The organism is Streptomyces xanthii, from assembly GCF_014621695.1.
Taxonomy (GTDB): domain Bacteria; phylum Actinomycetota; class Actinomycetes; order Streptomycetales; family Streptomycetaceae; genus Streptomyces; species Streptomyces xanthii.
On record NZ_CP061281.1, the window covers coordinates 7,208,876 to 7,227,361 of the forward strand.

19 protein-coding genes and 1 pseudogene are annotated in these 18,486 nt (G+C 72.2%); 9 read left to right on the plus strand and 11 right to left on the minus strand.

What is annotated here, in order from left to right; genetic code table 11:
* Nucleotides 1–5: 5 nt before the first annotated feature.
* The 4 genes from IAG42_RS32645 to IAG42_RS32660 are packed head-to-tail and all read right to left on the minus strand — an operon-like array spanning nucleotide 6 to nucleotide 5,243.
* A complete protein-coding gene (locus IAG42_RS32645) occupies nucleotides 6–983 on the minus strand; it encodes a UDP-glucuronic acid decarboxylase family protein (RefSeq protein WP_188340554.1) in 978 nt (325 codons plus the stop codon).
* Nucleotides 980–2,308 (minus strand): UDP-glucose dehydrogenase family protein, encoded by a 1,329-nt coding sequence (locus IAG42_RS32650; protein ID WP_188340555.1) that lies wholly within the window; start codon nucleotides 2,306–2,308, stop codon nucleotides 980–982. The genes IAG42_RS32645 and IAG42_RS32650 overlap by 4 nt, the downstream gene beginning before the upstream one ends.
* A complete protein-coding gene (gene galE, locus IAG42_RS32655; RefSeq protein ID WP_188340556.1) occupies nucleotides 2,299–3,393 on the minus strand; it encodes a UDP-glucose 4-epimerase GalE in 1,095 nt (364 codons plus the stop codon). Before galE ends, IAG42_RS32650 begins: the two co-directional genes overlap by 10 nt.
* 5 nt (nucleotides 3,394–3,398) lie before the next feature.
* Nucleotides 3,399–5,243, minus strand: a complete 1,845-nt coding sequence (locus IAG42_RS32660) for a glycosyltransferase family 2 protein (protein WP_188340557.1) — start codon at nucleotides 5,241–5,243, stop codon at nucleotides 3,399–3,401.
* 146 nt (nucleotides 5,244–5,389) lie between these two features.
* Between IAG42_RS32660 and IAG42_RS32665 the strand changes: the two genes are divergently transcribed.
* The 3 genes from IAG42_RS32665 (at nucleotide 5,390) to IAG42_RS32675 (ending at nucleotide 8,687) form a co-directional block, all read left to right on the plus strand.
* Nucleotides 5,390–6,214: a TetR/AcrR family transcriptional regulator gene (locus IAG42_RS32665; protein WP_188340558.1), complete on the plus strand. Its 825-nt coding sequence runs from the start codon at nucleotides 5,390–5,392 to the stop codon at nucleotides 6,212–6,214.
* A 34-nt stretch (nucleotides 6,215–6,248) separates the two neighbouring features.
* Nucleotides 6,249–6,887, plus strand: coding sequence for a TetR/AcrR family transcriptional regulator (locus tag IAG42_RS32670; RefSeq protein WP_188340559.1), 639 nt, complete (start codon nucleotides 6,249–6,251; stop codon nucleotides 6,885–6,887).
* A gap of 195 nt (nucleotides 6,888–7,082) precedes the next feature.
* Nucleotides 7,083–8,687, plus strand: a complete 1,605-nt coding sequence (locus IAG42_RS32675; RefSeq protein WP_188340560.1) for an MDR family MFS transporter — start codon at nucleotides 7,083–7,085, stop codon at nucleotides 8,685–8,687.
* Between the two features lie 88 nt (nucleotides 8,688–8,775).
* On the opposite strand, the gene IAG42_RS32680 is transcribed toward IAG42_RS32675, so the two are convergent.
* Complete coding sequence (locus tag IAG42_RS32680; protein ID WP_188340561.1) at nucleotides 8,776–9,246, minus strand: pyridoxamine 5'-phosphate oxidase family protein; 471 nt, start codon at nucleotides 9,244–9,246, stop codon at nucleotides 8,776–8,778.
* 199 nt (nucleotides 9,247–9,445) lie between these two features.
* Nucleotides 9,446–9,769 (minus strand): annotated as a pseudogene (locus IAG42_RS38495) (GNAT family N-acetyltransferase); the annotation flags it as partial.
* Nucleotides 9,770–9,821: 52 nt separating this feature from the next.
* Between IAG42_RS38495 and IAG42_RS32690 the strand changes: the two are divergent.
* Nucleotides 9,822–10,478 carry a maleylpyruvate isomerase N-terminal domain-containing protein gene (locus tag IAG42_RS32690; RefSeq protein WP_188340562.1) on the plus strand — a complete coding sequence of 219 codons (657 nt, stop codon included), beginning with the start codon at nucleotides 9,822–9,824 and terminating at the stop codon, nucleotides 10,476–10,478.
* Nucleotides 10,479–10,581: 103 nt separating this feature from the next.
* On the opposite strand, the gene IAG42_RS32695 is transcribed toward IAG42_RS32690, so the two are convergent.
* The gene (locus tag IAG42_RS32695) at nucleotides 10,582–10,854 is read right to left on the minus strand and encodes a metal-sensitive transcriptional regulator (protein ID WP_188340563.1); all 273 of its coding nucleotides are present in this window, start codon (nucleotides 10,852–10,854) and stop codon (nucleotides 10,582–10,584) included.
* Nucleotides 10,851–11,417 carry a rhodanese-like domain-containing protein gene (locus IAG42_RS32700; protein WP_188340564.1) on the minus strand — a complete coding sequence of 189 codons (567 nt, stop codon included), beginning with the start codon at nucleotides 11,415–11,417 and terminating at the stop codon, nucleotides 10,851–10,853. Before IAG42_RS32700 ends, IAG42_RS32695 begins: the two co-directional genes overlap by 4 nt.
* Nucleotides 11,418–11,600: 183 nt before the next feature.
* On the opposite strand from IAG42_RS32700, the gene IAG42_RS32705 reads away from it, so the two are divergent.
* Nucleotides 11,601–12,521 (plus strand): SDR family oxidoreductase, encoded by a 921-nt coding sequence (locus IAG42_RS32705; protein WP_188340565.1) that lies wholly within the window; start codon nucleotides 11,601–11,603, stop codon nucleotides 12,519–12,521.
* A gap of 18 nt (nucleotides 12,522–12,539) precedes the next feature.
* On the opposite strand, the gene IAG42_RS32710 is transcribed toward IAG42_RS32705, so the two are convergent.
* Complete coding sequence (locus tag IAG42_RS32710; RefSeq protein ID WP_188340566.1) at nucleotides 12,540–12,779, minus strand: hypothetical protein; 240 nt, start codon at nucleotides 12,777–12,779, stop codon at nucleotides 12,540–12,542.
* An 81-nt stretch (nucleotides 12,780–12,860) separates the two neighbouring features.
* Nucleotides 12,861–13,694, minus strand: coding sequence for an endo alpha-1,4 polygalactosaminidase (locus IAG42_RS32715; RefSeq protein ID WP_188340567.1), 834 nt, complete (start codon nucleotides 13,692–13,694; stop codon nucleotides 12,861–12,863).
* Nucleotides 13,695–14,018: 324 nt separating this feature from the next.
* On the opposite strand from IAG42_RS32715, the gene IAG42_RS32720 reads away from it, so the two are divergent.
* Entirely contained in the window at nucleotides 14,019–14,411 is a 393-nt protein-coding gene (locus tag IAG42_RS32720; protein WP_188340568.1) for a nitroreductase/quinone reductase family protein, read from the plus strand.
* Between the two features lie 71 nt (nucleotides 14,412–14,482).
* Nucleotides 14,483–15,214 carry a ribonuclease H family protein gene (locus IAG42_RS32725; protein ID WP_188340569.1) on the plus strand — a complete coding sequence of 244 codons (732 nt, stop codon included), beginning with the start codon at nucleotides 14,483–14,485 and terminating at the stop codon, nucleotides 15,212–15,214.
* An 80-nt stretch (nucleotides 15,215–15,294) separates the two neighbouring features.
* Here the strand turns inward: IAG42_RS32725 and IAG42_RS32730 are convergent, their stop codons facing one another.
* On the minus strand, nucleotides 15,295–15,552 hold the full coding sequence (locus tag IAG42_RS32730) for a DUF7218 family protein (RefSeq protein WP_223206251.1): 258 nt from the start codon (nucleotides 15,550–15,552) through the stop codon (nucleotides 15,295–15,297).
* A 121-nt stretch (nucleotides 15,553–15,673) separates the two neighbouring features.
* On the opposite strand from IAG42_RS32730, the gene IAG42_RS32735 reads away from it, so the two are divergent.
* Complete coding sequence (locus IAG42_RS32735; protein ID WP_188340571.1) at nucleotides 15,674–16,639, plus strand: D-2-hydroxyacid dehydrogenase family protein; 966 nt, start codon at nucleotides 15,674–15,676, stop codon at nucleotides 16,637–16,639.
* A 159-nt stretch (nucleotides 16,640–16,798) separates the two neighbouring features.
* The gene (locus IAG42_RS32740; protein ID WP_188340572.1) at nucleotides 16,799–18,442 is read left to right on the plus strand and encodes a GMC oxidoreductase; all 1,644 of its coding nucleotides are present in this window, start codon (nucleotides 16,799–16,801) and stop codon (nucleotides 18,440–18,442) included.
* The last annotated feature ends 44 nt before the right edge of the window (nucleotides 18,443–18,486 follow it).

Here is an 18,486-nt window from a genome sequence, read left to right on the forward strand (position 1 = left end):
CTTCATCACACCTGCACAGGCTTGCGGTCCGGGTCGGCGGTCGCCGGCCGGTCCGCCGCGCGGGACCTGGACCACGCCACGGTGCGGCGCAGTCCTTCCTCCAGCGGGACCGTCGGGCTCCAGCCGAGCTCAGCGCGTGCCCGGTCGATGACGGGGCGGCGCCGGCACGGATCGTCCACGGGCAGCGGCCGGTACTCGACAGACGACGGCGAACCCGTCACCTTCAGCACCAGATCGGCCAGCTCCCGCACCGTGAACTCACCCGGGTTGCCCAGGTTCACCGGGCCCTCGGAACAGCTGTCGAGCATCGCGGTCAGACCGCGTACGAGATCGTCCACGTAACAGAAGCTACGGGTCTGGGAGCCGTCCCCGAAAACGGTGAGGGGCCGTTCGGCGAGGGCCTGTCGCAGGAACGTGGAGACGACGCGGCCGTCGTGCGGGCGCATCCGCGGACCGTACGTGTTGAAGATCCGCACGATGCCCGTGTTGGCGCCGAGCGAGCGGCGGTAGGCCGTCGTCAGCGCCTCCGCGTATCGCTTCGCCTCGTCGTACACGCTGCGCGGGCCCACCGGGTTCACATGGCCCCAGTAGTCCTCCGGCTGCGGGTGCACCTCCGGGTCGCCGTACGCCTCGCTCGTCGACGCCAGCAGGAACCGGGCGCCGCGGCGCAGCGCGAACCGCAGCGCGTTCTCCGTGCCCCGGCTGCCCACCGACAGCGTCTCGAGGGGCAGCCGGTGATAGTCGGGCGGCGAGGCGGGGCTCGCCAGGTGGGCCACCGCGTGCACGGGGCCCGGCACGTCGAACGGCTCGGTCACGTCGCAGGACACGAGCCGGAAGCGCGGCTCGGGCAGCAGATGCGTGACGTTCTTCGGGGCGCCCGTGCAGAAGTTGTCCAGGCACCACACGGTGTCGCCCCGGTACAGCAGGGCCTCGCACAGATGGGAGCCGAGGAAACCGCCGCCTCCCGTGACCACCACTTTCATGACACACCTCCGGTGGCCGGTGCCGGACGGCCGAGTGCGTGGTACGTCCAGCCGCCCGCACCCCACGCCCGCCCGTCCAGGCAGTTGCGGGCGTCGAGGATCAGCGGGGTGCGGACGACCGCGGCCAGAGCCGCGGGGGACAGGGCGCGGTACTCCGGCCACTGCGTCAGATGCAGTACCAGGTCCGCGCCCTCGCAGGCCTTCGGCACGTCCAGCGCGTACGTCAGCTCGGGGCGCACGGTACGGGCGTTGTCGAGGGCCTGCGGGTCGTGGACGCGCACCGTCGCGCCCTCGGCCGCGGCGGCCGCCGCGACGGTGAGGGCCGGCGAGTCGCGTACGTCGTCGCTGCCGGGCTTGAACGCGGCACCGAGGACGCCTATCCGGCGGCCGGTGAAGTCGCCGCCCAGCAGCGCCCGGGCCCGGTCCACGGTGCGGGTGCGCTGCCGGGTGTTGATCCGGTCGACCTCGTGCAGGAACGCGACGGCGGGACCGGCACCGATCTCCTCGGCCCGGGTCGCGAACGCGCGGATGTCCTTGGGGAAGCAGCTGCCGCCGAAGCCGAGGCCCGGCTCCAGGAAGCGCGGCCCGATCCGGGTGTCCGCGCCCATCGCGCGGGCCAGTACGGTCACATCGGCGCCGGCCGCGTCGCACACCTCGGCCATCGCGTTGACGAAGGAGATCTTCGTGGCGAGGAAGGCGTTCGAGGCGACCTTGACCAGCTCGGCCGTGGCCGTGTCCGCGGAGAACACCGGCACCCCGGCCCGCAGCATCGGCGCGTACACCTCGCGCAGCACCTCGTCCGCCCACGCCGAGGACGTGCCGAGCACCAGTCGCTCGGGACGCATCGTGTCGGCCACCGCGGCGCCCTCCCGGAGGAACTCCGGGTTCCAGGCCACCTCCGTGCCCGGCGCGAGCTCCGTGAGCCGGCGCTGCAGCCGGGCGGCCGTGCCGACCGGCACCGTCGACTTGCCGACGACCAGGGCGCCCTGCCGCAGCGGCGGCCCGAGCTCCTCGATCACGGCGTCGACGAAGCGCAGGTCGCAGCCCTCGCCGTCGCGGCGCTGCGGAGTGCCCACGCACACGAAGTGCAGGTCGGCGAAGCGTGCCGCCTCGGTGAGCGAGGTGGAGAATCGCAGCCGTCCGGACGCGACGCCGCGCGCGAGCAGCGGGTCGAGGCCTTCTTCGTGCAGCGGGGCACGGCCCGCCGCCAGGGACGCGACCCGCTCGGCGTCGATGTCGATGCCGAGCACCTCGTGCCCGATGTCCGCCATGCACGCCGCGTGCACCGTGCCGACGTATCCCGTGCCGATGACCGTCATCCGCATGGTCCCGCTCCTTCGTACTGCTTGGTGGTGCCCGGCCGCCGGGGCTCGCCCTGGAGGCCGTCGGGATTGAGCTGCTGGAAACGCCAGGCGTCCCGGCACATGTCGGCCAGGTCCCGGGTGGGGCGCCAGCCCCAGGCGCGCGCCACCGCGCCCGCGTCCGCCACGAGCGCGGCCACGTCGCCCGCGCGGCGCTCCGTGATCTCGTGGGGGATCGTGCGTCCGCTCGCCCGCTCGAAGGCGGCGAGCACGTCGAGGACCGAACTCCCTTGCCCCCGGCCGAGGTTGAACACCGTCATGCCGGAGCTGTCGGCCAGCCGGTCGAGGGCGACCCGGTGCGCCTCCACGGTGTCCATCACATGCAGGTAGTCGCGGATCGCGGTGCCGTCCGGGGTCGGCCAGTCGGCGCCGAACACCCGCAGCCGGGGCCGTCTGCCGACGCCGACCTGGGCGAGATAGGGGAAGAGGTTGTCCGGGGTGCCGTGCGGGTCCTCGCCGAGCAGGCCGCTGGGGTGCGCGCCCGCCGGGTTGAAGTAGCGCAGGCAGAGCACCGTCCAGCGCGGGTCGGTGCGGCAGACGTCGGCGAGGACCGCCTCGCACAGCGCCTTCGACGACGCGTACGGATTGGTCGGCCGGTGCGGTGTGTCCTCGTCCAGGGGGCCTTCGCCCGCTTCTCCGTACACGGAGCAGGAGGAGGAGAACACCAGGCTGCGCACGCCGTGTTCGGCCATGACGTGCAGCAGCGCCGTGGTTCCGCCGACGTTGACGTCGTAATAGGTGACGGGCATCCGTGTCGACTCGCCCACGGCCTTGTGCGCGGCGAAGTGCACGACGGCGTCCACTGGGTGACGGTCGAATACGGCCGAGAGGGCGCGCCGATCACGGATGTCCAGTTCATAGACGGCGCCGACGAAGCGGCCGGCGATCCGTTCGACCCGTGCGAACACGCGCGGGCTGCTGTTGGAGTAGTCGTCGACGACGATCACCTCGTAGCCGTGGTCGAGGAGTTCGACACAGGCGTGGCTGCCGATGAAGCCGGCGCCGCCTGTGACGAGGACGGTGGAGGGGGCGCTGGGGCGTTCGGACACGGAGCTCACCAGCCGAGGACGGCGGCCACGTAGGCCGGGAAGAGGACGACGCCGGTCAAGGCGACCAGAGCCGCGGGGACCCCCGCAAGGAGAGAGACGCGCGCCGTGGCGAGCGCCGCGCGCAGCGACACCCCGGTCGTGCGAGCGGTCTCGCTCGCGTGCAGCAGCGGCACTGCGAGCGCGACCATCGCGTACGTCGCGCCGGCGGCCAGGCACAGGAAGACGTAGCCGACGGCGGGACTTGCCAGCTCGCCGTACACGGCGACTGCGGCCAGGGCGGTGCCGAGAACGGCGAACGGCACGGTCAATTTGGCGGGCAGAGGGCGTGGCCCGGACATGTGCTTGGGCGTGACCTTGAAAGTGACCTGGCGGGGCCGGACCCGCTGGCGCACCGCGCCGATCAGGCCAGCGATGACGAAGGGCCCGCTCGCCAGGCCGAACAGCCAGACCTCCCAGCTCAGCAGTGGGACCAGCCGAGGCCGCAGCAGCCGGCGCCGGCGCAGCAGCCACAGGGCCGTGATCGGACAGACCGCCATCAGCCAGAGGTGAAACAGGAACTGGAAGTAGTCGATGTTCATCCAGGCCATGCCGGTGATCACGGCGACCGGGGGCAGCACGAGTCCGGCCACGATCATCAGCCCGAGGAGCGGGTAGTAGCCCAGCGCGTACGCGAAGCGCAGCCGCAGCGTCGCGGGCAGCCTGCCCAGATGCCGCGGCATCAGCCCGAGCATCATCGTCGTCAGGCTCCGCGACCACTGGTACTCCTGCGTGACCATGTCCGCGAAGGTCAGCGGCCCGTCTCCGTGCGCTTCGGCATCGATTGCGAACGCTCCGGGCCAGCCCGCCGAGTTGAGCAGGTAGGTGGTCGAGAAGTCCTCGGCAAGCTCCGGACCGAGGCCGCCGATGTCCCGCAGGGCGCGGGTGCGAACGGCGTAGTGAGAGCCGATGCACATCGGGGCGAGTCCGTCGCTGTGCCCCAGCTGTACCGCGCCGTGCCACACGGCTTCGCGGTGCAGCCGGCCGCGCGCGGACCAGGAGTCGGCACTGTTCGCGTCGCAGATGCTGGGCGCCGCCACATATCCGATGGCGGGATCGGCGAACGGCCGCACCATCTCGGCGAGGTAGTCGGGTTCGGGGACGTGGTCGACGTCGAGTTGGGCGACGACCGCGTAGTCCGCATAGCCCCAGTGGTCGTAGAAGTAGGCGAGGTTGCCTTCCTTGCAGCGGGTGCGGCGCGGCCAGGTCCGGCGGTGATAGGAGCCCAGGCCCTGGCGCGAGGAGATCCGCACCCCGTTGGCGTGGCACCACTCGACGATCTCTCGGGTCGGCGCCTCGTCGCACAGCCACACGTCGTAGGAGTGCGGGAAGCGCTGATCGAGCATGGCCTCGAGGGTGCGGCGTGCGGAAGGCCACGGCTCCGAGGGAGCCCGCGTGACGACGAACGCGACCGGCAGCGAGGGAATCGCGAGCGTCGGGTTCACGCGGCGCAGCCGCAGAGCCGTGGCGAAGAAGTAGGCCGGCAGGCCGGTGAGGTAGGCCAGTAGTGCGCTGTTCACGATCAGGCCCGGCCAGCTCGCCCGGTGCTCAGGGCGCAGCCACCAGATCCAGAACCAGGCGAGGCTCACCAGCCAGCCGATGCTGAGGAGGAGCAGGGCGGTGCGGTCCCGGCGAGGGAGAGCGTGGGTGAAGGTCGTCGGCAGAACTCTGCGCATCCGGCAGGGCTGGCCGAAGTAGGGGCCCTCGGGAGCCACCCGCACCACGTTCCCGTCCGAGATGCGCGACAGGTGGGCCGCGACCTCGCACAGGTCCCCGGTGGGGACGATCGCCGGAACCGGCTCGTGGTGCGTCATGGCCGCACCTTCCTGCGCTGTACGCGGACGCCGTATGTTTACGACGTATATGTACGACTTTGCGCCTATGGTGGAGCTGGGTCAAGTGGGGCCCGGGAGAAAATCGGGACCAGGGCGGCACGAGGCCCGGGTGAAGGGAGCGCGTCATGCCGAAGGGCTCCGCACGATCCTCGGACGGCGGGGGAGATCCCCCCGCCCGCCGCGCCTCCGACCGAGGCAAGTACGGCCGCCTGAACCGGGAGCGAGTCCTCGCCGCCGCCCTGGAGGTCGTCGACCGGGACGGGCTGGAGGGGCTGAGCATGCGCGGCCTCGGCGCCGAGCTGGGCGTCGAGGCCATGGCCCTGTACCGCTACGCCGACGGCAAGGGCGCCCTCCTCGACGGACTCGTCGAGGCCTTCTTCGGTGAACTGGAGGCCGCGCTCGACGCCGAACCCGTCCGGCGCGGCTGGCGCGCCGAACTCGACCGGATCGCCCGCGCCGCCCACGTCGTCGCCCTGCGCCACCCCAACGTCGTGCCGCTGCTCGCCACCCGCCTGCTCTCCACCCCGCTCGCCCGGCGCCCGCTCGCCGTCCTGCGCGCCGACGAGCGGATCCTCGGGCTGCTCGTCGACGCCGGCCTCGACGGTGCGAAGGCGGTCCGGCTGCACCGCGCCTTCACCGCCTGGCTGCTCGGCTGGCTCATCGTCGAGCTCCGCGCCATGGACGAGGACCCCGACGAACCCGACCCCGCGTTCCGCCTCGGGCTGCACCGCCTCCCGGCCCGCGAACTGCCCAGGCTGCGCGAACTCGCCCCGCTCATGGCCGAGCGGGAGGGCGAGGACCAGCTGAGCACCGGGCTCGACGCGGTGCTGCGCCGGGTCGCGCGGGAGGGGGCCGAGGTGGCCCCGGAGTCGGACTCAGGGGAGGGCCAGGGGTCGGACTCCGGGGAGGGTCGGGAGGCGCGCCCGGAGGGGGGCCCGGGGGTGCAGTGACCGCAAGTTTGCACGGTGTGCAAGAATCTCGGCCGTGACCACGACCGACCACCGTCCCAGCGCCCCCGCCGAGGGGCTGCGCGCACGCCGGCGCCGCCAGACGCGCGCCGACCTGCACGCCGCCACCCTGCGCCTGGTGCGCGAACTGGGGTTCGCGAAGGTCACGGTCGAGATGATCAGCACCGAGGTCGGGGTCTCGCCCCGCACCTTCTTCAACTACTTCCCCAGCAAGGAAGCCGCGCTCTTCGCCCTGCCCGGCGCCCTGCCCGCCCCCCTCGCCGACCGCTTCGCCGAGGGGCCGGGCCGGGACACCGACGCCGTGCTGCGCGACCTCGGCGACGTGCTCGCCGACCATCTCCAGGAGGCGGCCCCCAGCCCCCGGGAGCTGGAGGACATCCTGCGGATCGCCGAGGGCGTGCCCTCGGTGCTCGCCACGTTCCTCGCCCAGTGCGAGGCCGTCGAGCGCGATCTCGCCGGCGTCATCGCGCTGCGCACCGGCACCCCCGCCGACGGCGCGGACGCGGAACTGCTCGCGGGCCTCGCCATGGCGACCGTCCGCAGCGGGCTCAAACGGTGGTCGCAGCAGAGCGACCACAGCGCGGGCCCGGCCGCCTCCGTCCGCGGGGCGTTCACGGCGCTGCGCGCCCTGTTCGGGCGGGCCGCCGTGCAGTAACGGCCCCGCCCGCGTGACCGGTTCCCCCGTGCGGTCACCCACGAACCCCCTCCCCGAACACCAGTACCCGTGGCCGGCGACCGCTCTCACCACGCCACACACGGTCCTTCGCACGTCGAACTTCGAACCCGGACCTCGAACCCGGGACTTCGAACGGGCCGTCCGCACGACCCTCATCCATCGGAGAACCCCGCAATGACGCACGCCCCCGCACCTGAGGGCATCGACGAGGCAGCCGCCGCGGCGGCCGACGAGAGCATCGCCAAGCCGGCCAACTTCGGCCTCATCTTCGCCGCGCTGATGCTGACGATGCTGCTCGGCGCCCTCGACCAGACCATCGTCTCGACCGCCCTGCCGACCATCGTCGGCGAGCTCAACGGCATCGAGCACATGGCGTGGATCACCACCGCGTACATCCTCGCGGCCACCGTCGGCATGCCCGTCTACGGCAAGCTCGGCGACCTCATGGGCCGCAAGAACATCTTCCTCACCGGCATAGCCCTGTTCCTGGTCGGTTCCGTGGTCTGCGGCCTCGCCGAGAACATGGGCACGCTCATCGCGGGCCGCGCCCTCCAGGGCCTCGGCGGCGGTGGCCTCATGATCACCTCGCAGGCGATCATCGCCGACCTGGTGCCGCCGCGCGAGCGCGCCAAGTACATGGCCCCGATGGGCGCCGTGTTCGGCCTCTCCTCCGTGGTCGGGCCGCTGCTCGGCGGCTGGTTCACCGACGAGCACTCCTGGCGCTGGGCGTTCTGGATCAACCTGCCGCTCGGCGTCCTCGCCTTCTTCGTCGCCGCCGTCGCCATCAAGCTGCCGCGCAAGGCCGTCCAGGTCACGCTCGACTACCTCGGCACCGTACTCATGGCCGCCGCCGTCACCTGCACCGTCCTGTTCGCCAGCTGGGGCGGCACCCAGTACGAGTGGTCCGACCCGCTGGTCATCGGTCTCGGCGCCGGCGCGGTCGTCGCCTGGGTGCTCTTCTTCGTCGCCGAGAAGCGCGCGAAGGAGCCGGTCATCCCGCTCCACCTGTTCCGCAGCCCGATCTTCAACGTGGCGACCCTGCTCGGCATGATCGTGATCGGCCTCGGCATGTTCGCGATCGTCGGCTACATGCCCACGTACCTGCAGATGGTCTACGGGAAGTCCGCCACGGAGTCCGGACTGCTGCTGATCCCCATGGTCGTCGGCATCATGGCCACGGCACTGCCGTCCGGCGCCATCATGTCCAAGACCGGCAAGTACAAGATCTACCCGATCGCCGGCACGGTCATCATCATGCTCGTCGCCTACCTGATGTCGACCCTCGACGTCTCCGACCCGGTGTGGCTGGTCTGCGTCTACGTCGGTCTCGCGGGCGCCGGCGTCGGTCTGATGATGCAGACGCTCGTGCTCGCCGTGCAGAACGACTTCCCGGCGAGCGAGGTCGGCACGGCCACCTCCGCGAACAACTTCTTCCGGGAGATCGGGGCGACGCTCGGCACGGCCGTCGTCGGCGCGGTGTTCGCGAGCCGGCTCACCGATCAGCTCGCCGCGAGCATCCCGGCGGAGGCCGCCGCCAAGGTGGGGGACAGCGACTCGCTGACACCCGCGCTGGTACGGGCGCTGCCGGCGGACCTGCGCGAGACGGTCGTCAACTCCTACCAGGAGGCGCTGGTCCCGATCTTCCTGTACCTGCTCCCCGTCTTCGCCGTCGGCCTCGTCCTCGCCTTCGTCCTGAAGGAGAAGCCGCTGGCCGACACGGCGGACTGGCACGCGGAGAACGCCCCGGCGCCCGAGTCCACCCCGACCCCGGTCGGCTGACCCGTCCAGGCCCCCCGTACCCCGGTGCTGCTCCCGGCGCCGGGGTACGTGCGTTCAGCGGCCCGACGAGCCTCGGTCCGCCCCCCGGTCAGTCGGTGACGAGCCAGGCGCCGTCACGCATCAGCTCGCGCTCCGCCAGCTCGTCGACCTCCCGCCACGCCAGGATCCGTACCGGCCGGATGCGGAAGTACAGGTACCGCTGCCCCTCGATCCCCGCCGGATCGAACCCCGTCTTCGCCGCGAACTCCCGCCGCAGCCCCTCATCGACCTCGCCGCCACCCAGAGCCTCCGCGACGCCCTCCACGTGCACGACGTCCCGTGTCCGCCCGATCCCCAGATGGACCCGGCCCCCGGCGACGAGATTCCGGGCCACGGGATTGGACGCCCGGGTCGACACGTACAGCAGCCCGTCCCGCCACAGGAACGACAGCGGCATCATGTACGGCGCCCCGCCCTCCGGCCCCGCCGTCGCGACCCAGGCGTCGACGTCCTCCTCGAAGCGCCGGATCGTGTCCTGCTTGCGCTGCTTCGCCGAACGGGGCGGCGCGGTCTCGGTCATGGGGATTCCTCGCTCTTCGGGGCTGCCGCGTAACACCGTACGTCGACCAACTCGCCGGGCCCCCACTCCTGTTGCCCCGCGCCGAGGAACGTCCAGCCCGACCGCTCGTACAGGGCGACCGCGGAGACATCCCGCCGTGCACGGCCCGCGCCCCGCTCCGTCGTGCCTCGCGCGCCGCCCGCCCCAGCAGTTGCGCCCCGATCCGCCGGCCCCGCGCCCCCGGCGCGACGAACAGCCGGCCCACGACAGCCGTCGGCCCCTCGGGCGGGGCGAGCCGGGGCGCCACGTCGCCGGGGGCGGGCCGGGCCAGTACGACATGGCCCGCGATCCGCCCGCCGAGCCGCGCCACCCACGCCCCGAGCTCCCCGTCCACCCGCAGCCAACCTGCCGGATCCGCGGGCCAGTTCACCGGATAGCCGTCCGCCCGATGCACGGCGCCGAGCACCCCGACACACTCCGCGAGATCAGAATCCCCTCGCACGTCCACCACTGCTTGATCGCTCGCCTGATCGCTCCACTCCATCGAGGCATCGAACCACGCGGCCCGCACGCCCGGCGCCGGGTAGCGTGCCCGGGTGGAACTCTTCGCGCGCTCATGGACCGACCTGCGCTCCGCCGTCGCGGGGCTCGCCCCCGAGGACTTCGCCCGGCCGTCGGGCTGCACCGGATGGCTGGTCCGCGACCTCGTCTGCCATCTCGTCATCGACGCGCAGGACGTCCTGATCACCCTCGTCACCCCGGCGGACACGGAACCGACCGCCGACGCCGCGACCTACTGGCACGTGGGGGAGGAGCCGCCGACCGGCGAGGACCCGCTCGCCGCGCTGACCGTACGGCTCGCCGCGGCCTACCAGGACCCGGCGCTGCTCACCTTCCACCTGGACGACGTGGGCGCGGCGGCGGGCCGGGCGGCGGAACTCGCCGACCTGGACGCCCGCGTGAGCACCCAGGACATGGTCCTCACGGCGCGCGACTACCTCGACGCGTACGTACTGGAGTGGACCCTCCACCACCTGGACCTGACGGCCCACCTCCCCCACGTCCCCGGCCCCGCCCCCGAGTCCCTCGCGGCGACCCGCGCCCTCCTGGAGCGCATCGCGGGATCCCCCTTCCCGCGAGCCCTCGACGACCGAGCCACCCTCCAACTCGCCACAGGCCGCCGCCACCCCACCCCCTCGGAGTCGACAACCCTGACCCCCTTCTCCACCCGCCTCCCCCTCGTCCTGGGCTGACCCTCGCCACTCCGCCTGTCTGCCGGGTCCGGTGGCGTGGGCGGATGCGCGAAGGGGCCCGCACGGCAGCGTGCGGGCCCCTTCGCGAGGTGTGCGGTCCGGGTCAGGCCAGGGAGAGGAAGAGCTTCTCCAGTTCTTCCTCGGAGAGCGGCGGCTGTTCGCCGTCCGCCGCGTTCATGCAGTCCCGCATGCCGGAGGCGATGATCTTGAACCCGGCGCGGTCGAGAGCGCGGGAGACGGCGGCCAGCTGGGTCACGACGTCCTTGCAGTCACGGCCGGCCTCGATCATCGCGATGACCCCGGCCAGCTGGCCCTGCGCGCGGCGCAGTCGCTTGAGGACCGCGTCCATCGCCTCGGGGTTGTCGGTGCCCTTCATGAGCGCAGGGCCGCGCGGGCCGAGTCGAGAGCGCCGGGCTCGGGGCGGTTGAAGGGGAGCTTGCCGAGCATCACGGCCATCCCGCACGTGTTGCTCACACCCGAGTAGACGAGACCCGAGGCGACACCGGCGGCGAGCAGCCGGCCCTTCGGGGCGCGGCGGCCGAGCGCGAGACCGAGCAGTACGAGCGAACCCGCGGCGAAGCGGACCTGGCGGTCCATGGCCCACACGGAGCGGCCGGGGCGGTCCACCGTGTGCACGGGCAGCCCGTCGGCGCTCCACGCCTGCGTGCCACCGGCGAGACCCACGGCCTCGACCCCGGCGTCCGCCAGCTTGGCGCAGGCCGCGGCCGAGCGCCGGCCCGCGGCGCAGACGACGACGATGTGGCGGCGCTCGGCGGCGGCGCGCAGGTCGGGTAGGAGGTCGTCGAGGTGCTCGGCCGGCACGTTGATCGCACCCGGCACATGGCCTGCGGCGAACTCGCCGGGGGCGCGGACGTCGACGACCAGAGTGCTGTCGGCGGACCGGGCGTGCAGCTCGGCGGGGGCCAGGGTGGTGCTCATGCTTCTCCCATGTGAGACGGCGCGGCTCATCTTATACCCCCGAGGGTATCAAATATACCCCGAGGGGTATGGAAGTGGCGCACCGTTCGTATCAACACCGACAGAAGATGTCCGGATTCCCGGGAAGGCTCGACACCGTACGCAGCGCGCGTACGGACACAGGGAACAGGAGTCGATGTGAGCATGAGCCGCCCCCAGGAGTTGCACGGCAAGGTCTGCCTCGTCGCGGGCGCCACCCGAGGCGCGGGCCGCGGCATCGCCGTGGAGCTGGGCGCGGCGGGCGCCACGGTCTACGTCACGGGCCGCACCACCCGCACCCGCCGCTCCGAGTACGACCGCCCGGAGACCATCGAGGACACCGCGGACCTGGTCACCGAGGCGGGCGGCCGGGGCATCGCCGTACCCACCGACCATCTGGAGCAGGACCAGGTCCGCGCCCTCGTCGACCGGATCGACGGCGAGCAGGGCCGGCTCGACGTCCTCGTCAACGACATCTGGGGCGGCGAACACCTCTTCGGCTGGGAGGTCCCCGTGTGGGAGCACGACCTCGACAAGGGGCTGAGACTGCTCCGCCTCGCCGTGGACACCCACGCGATCACCAGCCACTACGCGCTGCCGCTGCTGCTGCGGCACCCGGGCGGCCTCGTCGTGGAGGTCACCGACGGCACGGCCGAGTACAACGGCACCCGCTACCGCAACTCGTTCTTCTACGACCTCGCCAAGACCTCCGTGCTGCGCATGGCCTTCGCGCTCGGCCACGAACTCGGCCCGCGCGGCGCCACCGCCGTGGCCCTCACCCCCGGCTGGATGCGTTCGGAGATCATGCTCGACGCGTTCGGCGTCACCGAGGAGACCTGGCGCGAGGCGCTGACCGCACAGCCGCACTTCGCGATCTCGGAGACCCCGCGCTACACCGGCCGGGCCGTCGCCGCGCTCGCCGCGGACCCCGACGTCGCCCGGTTCAACGGCACCTCGCAGTCCAGCGGCGGCCTCGCCGCCGTGTACGGCCACACGGATCTCGACGGCAGCCGGCCGGACGCCTGGCGCTATCTCGTGGAGGTCCAGGACACCGGCAAGCCCGCCGACGTCACCGGTTACCGGTAGCGGCCGTGCGGGGGACGGTCAGATCCCGCCGTCGGGGTCGTCCAGATGCGCGGGCCAGATCGCCGAACCGCCGCCGCGCCACTCGATGAAGTCCGGGTCGTGCAGCGGCGCGTCCTCCAGACCGGCACGGCGCAGGAACTCCACCACGTCGGCGAGCGAGTGCGCGAGCCCCGCGTCCTCGCCGCGGATGGTGACCCGCCGCCCGCCGGGCTGAGCGGCGTGCACGACAACTGAGGGGTATCCGTCGAGTCCGTCCATGCCCCCCAGCTTGGTGGTCCGGCGGGCGCCGCGCACCCGGTACGGCGGGACGCGTGCCCGCCGGTCCCGGTGAGCCCGTGATCAACAGGCGCGGCGGACATACCCCTTCGCCCCGGCCGGCCGTACGTCACGGTCGCGCAGCACGACCGAGAGCCGGTCGCCCCAGCGCGCGCAGGCCCGCGCGAAGTCCCGGGCGCGGTACTCGATCACGTAGACGCGGTCGTCGTACGCCTTCGCGTACGCGCCGCACTCGTCGTAGCGGGCGCACTCCTCGGCCACCGCGAAGTCGAAGCCCGTTCCGGCCCGCTCGGGCAGCAGCTCGGCGGTGTTCTTCTGGCCGACTGCGAGCCCGGCGGCGTGGGCGCGGGAGGCGAGCAGCCGAGCGAAGGCGAGCGCGTCGGACTTCTTCAGGAGTCCCTTCGAGCGGGTGTAGGAGTCGAGATTGTCGGGCTCGACGGCCTGAAAGCCGGAGTCGGCGCAGCCGTCGAACCACCGGCCGACGAGCCCGGCGAGGGAGGAGCGCTTGCCGGCCGTCGAGATGTCGAGCAGCGGCTCGCCCCAGTCCTCGTCGACGACGATCCGTCCGTCCGCGTCCCGCAGCAGCAGCTCGGGACGCTCCCGGCGCCACCAGCGCTTCGCGTCCGGCTGGGCCTGGAAGGCGTTGACGTAGCAGATGTTGTACAGCCCGCGCACCGGTCGCGCGGTGCGGTCGCGGGCCACGACCCGCACGTCGTCCCCGGGCCGGTACGGGCCGCCCAGCTGGTAGTCGAACGCGGCACCGGCCGGGGGTCTGCTCACCCGGGCCGGGGAGGCGCCGGACGTGTCCGGCGTCGCGGAGCACCCGGCCAGCACGGCGGCGGCCAGGACGGGAGCGAGGGCCCGGCGCAGGCGGGCGGCGCCCGCGTGGAAGATCACCCGGGAACCCTAAGGTGTCGTGCGTCACCGGCGGGAACAAGGGTGGGGCTTCGCACGTTGAACCCATCGTGGACGCGGATGGAACTGTGTCCCCGGGCCTCATCTCCTTCGCCCGCAGGGAAGATCGTTCGGCTGAAGCCCTGCGGAGCCCCCGCCAGGAGGCGACCGCCATCCGCGCCCACCTCAGAGCCGCCCCGGCCGTGGTCCCCCGTCACGGCCGGGGCTCTCCCTTTCCCGGACAAGCCGGACCACCCGGACCAGCGGGCCGCCCGGACCTGCGGACCCCCCTCCACCGGCGTGACACCCCGCATTAGAGTCGTCGCCATGGGACTGGACCGCGACACCAAGCACCGGATCGTCACGACCTTCCAGCGGCGGGTCGCCAATCCGCTCTCCCTGAAGCTGCCCGGTCAGGTCCTCGTGGAGACCACCGGCCGGACCTCGGGACTGCCCCGGCGCACCCCCGTCGGCGGGCGGCGCATCGGGGACAGCTTCTGGTTCGTCTCGGAGTTCGGCCCGAAGTCCCAGTACGTGCGCAACATCCAGGCGGACCCGAAGGTCCGCGTCCGGATCCGCGGCCGCTGGTACGAGGGCACGGCCCGTCTGCTCCCCGACGACGACGCCCGCGCCCGGCTGCGCACCCTGCCCCGGATGAACAGCTCGGCGGTGCGCGCCTTCGGCACCGACCTCCTCACGATCCGCGTCGACCTCGACTGAGGACCGGCTCCGCGCCCCGTGCCCGGCTCCCCGCCGAGTGATTGGTTCTTCGGCACGGGGTGCGCCCTGGCATGATCGGGGGCATGGCAGAACGTGTGATCGCCGCGTGTGACGGCGCGTCGAAGGGAAATCCCGGGCCCGCGGGCTGGGCGTGGGTCGTCGCCGACGGGGACGAGAAGCCCGTACGGTGGGAGGCCGGCGCGCTCGGCACGGCGACGAACAACGTCGCCGAACTGACCGCCCTGGAGCGGCTGTTGACCACGATGGACCCGGCCGTGCCGCTGGAGGTCCGGATGGACTCCCAGTACGCGATGAAGGCGGTCACCACCTGGCTGCCCGGCTGGAAGCGCAAGGGCTGGAAGACCGCCGCGGGCAAGCCCGTGGCCAACCAGGAGCTGGTCGCGCGCATCGACGCGCTGCTCGAGGGCCGCAAGGTCGAGTTCAAGTACGTGCCCGCGCACCAGGTCGACGGCGACCCGCTGAACGACTTCGCCGACCGGGCGGCCAGCCAGGCGGCCGTGGTCCAGGAAGCGGCGGGCAGCGCGCTCGGCTCCCCCGAGCCGCCGCCCTCGCCCACCTCGGCCGCCTCCCCGGCCCGCGCCCGCTCGGGCGCCACCCGCAAGCGCCCCGCGTCCGGTGGCACCTCCGCGTCCGGCGGCGCCTCCGCTTCGGGCGGCTCCTCGCGCACCCTCAAGGCGAAGTTCCCCGGCCGCTGCCGCTGCGGCCGCTCGTACGCGGCGGGCGAGCTGATCGCGAAGAACCCCGACGGCTGGGGCCACCCCGAGTGCCGCGCCTCCGCCTGACCGGCGACGCGCGCCCCTGACCTGCCGGAGGCCCGGACGGATCGATCCGTCCGGGCCTCCCGCATGAGTGACCGCCGGGCTCAGCGCTTGCGCAGCGCCTTGATCAGCTCGTCCTTCGACATCTGCGAGCGGCCCTCGATGCCGACCTTCTTGGCCTGCTCGTACAGCTCGTCCTTCGTCCGGTCCTCGTAGGACCCCGCCTTGCCGCCCTTGCGGCCGGTCGAGGAGCGTGAGGAGCGGGACGCGTCGTTGGCGATGCGCGCCGCCTTCTCCTTGCCCGCGCCCTCGCGGCGCAGCGCCTGGTACGTCTTCTCGTCCTTGATCTGCGCTCTGGGCACAGCAACCACCTCCAGGGTGGGTCGATGACGGGTGTGCCCCCTTCCCTGCTTAACCCGGGTACGCCGGAGGTGCCAGGTGAAACAGGCCGTAGGGTGCGGACAGCCGAACGAACCGGGAGCCATGGTGACCACGCTGAGCTGTGCCGTACTCGACGACTACCAGGGCGTCGCCCACGAGCTGGGGGACTGGAAGCGGCTGGACGGCCGGGTCGATGTGCGCTTCGTGGACCGCCACATCCCCGGGCACGACGAGCTCGTCGCCGAGATCGCCGACTGCGAGATCGTCGTCGTGATGCGTGAACGCACCCCGTTCCCGGCCGAGTTGTTCGCCCGGCTGCCGAAGCTGCGCCTGCTGATCACCTCCGGCATGCGCAACGCCTCCGTCGACCTCGGTGCCGCCGCCGCGCACGGCGTGACCGTCTGCGGCACGGCCAGTAACTCGGAACCGCCCGCCGAGCTGACCTGGGCCCTCATCCTGGGACTCGCGCGCGGCGTCGTCACCGAGGGCGCGCACTTCCGCGACGGCGGCCCCTGGCAGTCCACGCTCGGCGCCGACCTGCACGGGCGGCGCCTCGGCCTGCTCGGCCTCGGCAAGATCGGCACGCGCGTCGCCCGCGTCGGCGCGGCGTTCGGCATGGACGTCGCCGCGTGGAGCCGGAACCTCACGCCGGAGCGCGCCGCCGAGGCCGGCGTCACGTACACCGCCTCCAAGGAGGAACTCCTGGAGACCAGCGACTTCGTCTCCGTGCACCTCGTCCTCGGCGAGAGCACCCGCGGCCTGATCGGAGCCGAGGAGCTGCGCCGGATGCGGCCCGGAGCCTTCCTGGTCAACACCTCGCGCGCCGCGATCGTCGACCAGGAGGCGCTGCTTCGGGCCCTGCGCGAGGGCTGGATCGCCGGGGCCGGCGCCGACGTCTTCACCACCGAGCCGGTGCCCGCCGACGATCCGCTGCGCACGGCGCCGAACTTCCTCGGCCTGCCCCACCTCGGCTACGTCACCCGGCGCAACTACGAGGGCTACTTCCAGGGTGCGGTCGAGGACATCGAGGCGTACCTGGCGGGGAGCCCCGTGCGCACCCTGGGCTGAGCGCCGTCGCCATGGAACAAGATCGGCACATCCGAAAAGAAGTACAGGAACTTCGAAAACCTCATGATCCGTACGTAGGTTACCGAACGGTTTCCATTCACCTTGTTGCCGATCAACAGTAGAACTCGTTCCGATTCCGTCGAGAGATAGGAACTCGGAATGACTGCCGCAACCCCCACTGAAGTGGCTCGTAACGGACTGTCCCGGCGCGGCTTCCTCGCAGGAACAGGTTCTCTTCTCGGTGCCGTGGCGCTGGCCGGACCGGCCGCCGCGGCCGCCCGCGCCGCCGCCCCGGCGCTCGCCCCGCTCGCCGACGGGGCGAGTGTGCCCGCCCTCGTCATCGGCTCCGGCTACGGCGGTTCGGTCGCCGCGCTGCGCCTCGCCGAGGCCGGGGTCGACGTCACGATGGTCGAGATGGGCATGGCCTGGGACACGCCCGGCTCGGACGGCAAGATCTTCGCCAACACCACCAAGCCCGACTACAGATCCTTCTGGCTGCGCACCAGAACCAAGCAGCCCATCAGCAACTTCCTCGGCTACCCGCTCGACAAGGACGTGCCCTGTCACACCGGCATCCTCGACGCCGAGGAGTTCGGCGGCATCATCGTCTACCAGGGCCGCGGCGTCGGCGGCGGCTCGCTCGTCAACGGCGGCATGGCCGTCACGCCCAAGCGGGAGAACTTCGGGGCGATCCTGCCCACGGTCGACGCGGCCGAGATGTACGCCACCTACTACCCGCGCGCGAACGCCGGCCTCGGGACCGCCACCATCGACCCCGACTGGTTCGAGACCACCGACGCGTACCAGTACGCGCGCGTGGGCCGCAAGCACGCGCAGCGCTCGGGCTTCCCCTTCGTGTTCGTCCCCGACGTGTACGACTGGGACTACATGGAGAAGGAGGCGGCCGGATCGGTCCCGAAGTCCGCGCTCGCGGGCGAGATCCTCTACGGCAACAACTACGGCAAGAAGTCCCTGCAGAAGACCTACCTCGCGCGGGCCGCGGCCACCGGGCGGGTCACCGTCACCCCGCTCCACAAGGTCACCTCCGTCACCCCCGCCTCCGGCGGCGGCTACACCGTGCGGATCGACCAGCTCGACACCGAGGGCAAGGTCGCCGCCACCAAGGAGATCAGGGCCGCACGCGTCTTCTTCGCCGCCGGCAGCGTCGGCACCAGCAAGCTGCTCACCCGGCTCAAGGCCAACGGCGCGCTCCCCGCGCTCAACGCCGAGATCGGCAAGGGCTGGGGCGACAACGGCAACGTCATGTGCGGCCGCGCCAACCACATGTGGGACCCGACCGGCGCCCTGCAGTCCTCCATCCCGACCGGAGGCATCGACAACTGGGCCGGGGGAGGGGCCTTCGCCGAGGTCGCCCCGCTGCCCACCGGCATCGAGACCTACGCGTCCTTCTACCTGTCGATCACCAAGAACCCCAACCGGGCCCAGTTCACGTACAACCCGACGACCGGCGGGGTCGACCTGAACTGGCAGACCGCCTGGAAGCAGCCTTCCATCACCATGGCGAAGTCCATCTTCGACCGCATCAACTCGACGGAGGGCACGATCTACCGCACCGACCTGTTCGGCGCGTACAAGATCTGGGGCGACCACCTCACGTACCACCCGCTGGGCGGCGCCGTGCTCGGCAAGGCGACCGACAACTACGGCCGCCTGCACGGCTATTCGGGGCTCTACGTGATCGACGGCGCCCTGATCCCGGGCAACACCAGCGTCAACCCGTTCGTCACCATCACCGCGCTCGCCGAGCGCAACATCGAGAAGATCGTCGCTACCGACCTGTGAGCGGCGTCCGCCGGCGGTGAGTGCCTGCCCAAGTCCTGAGGGCG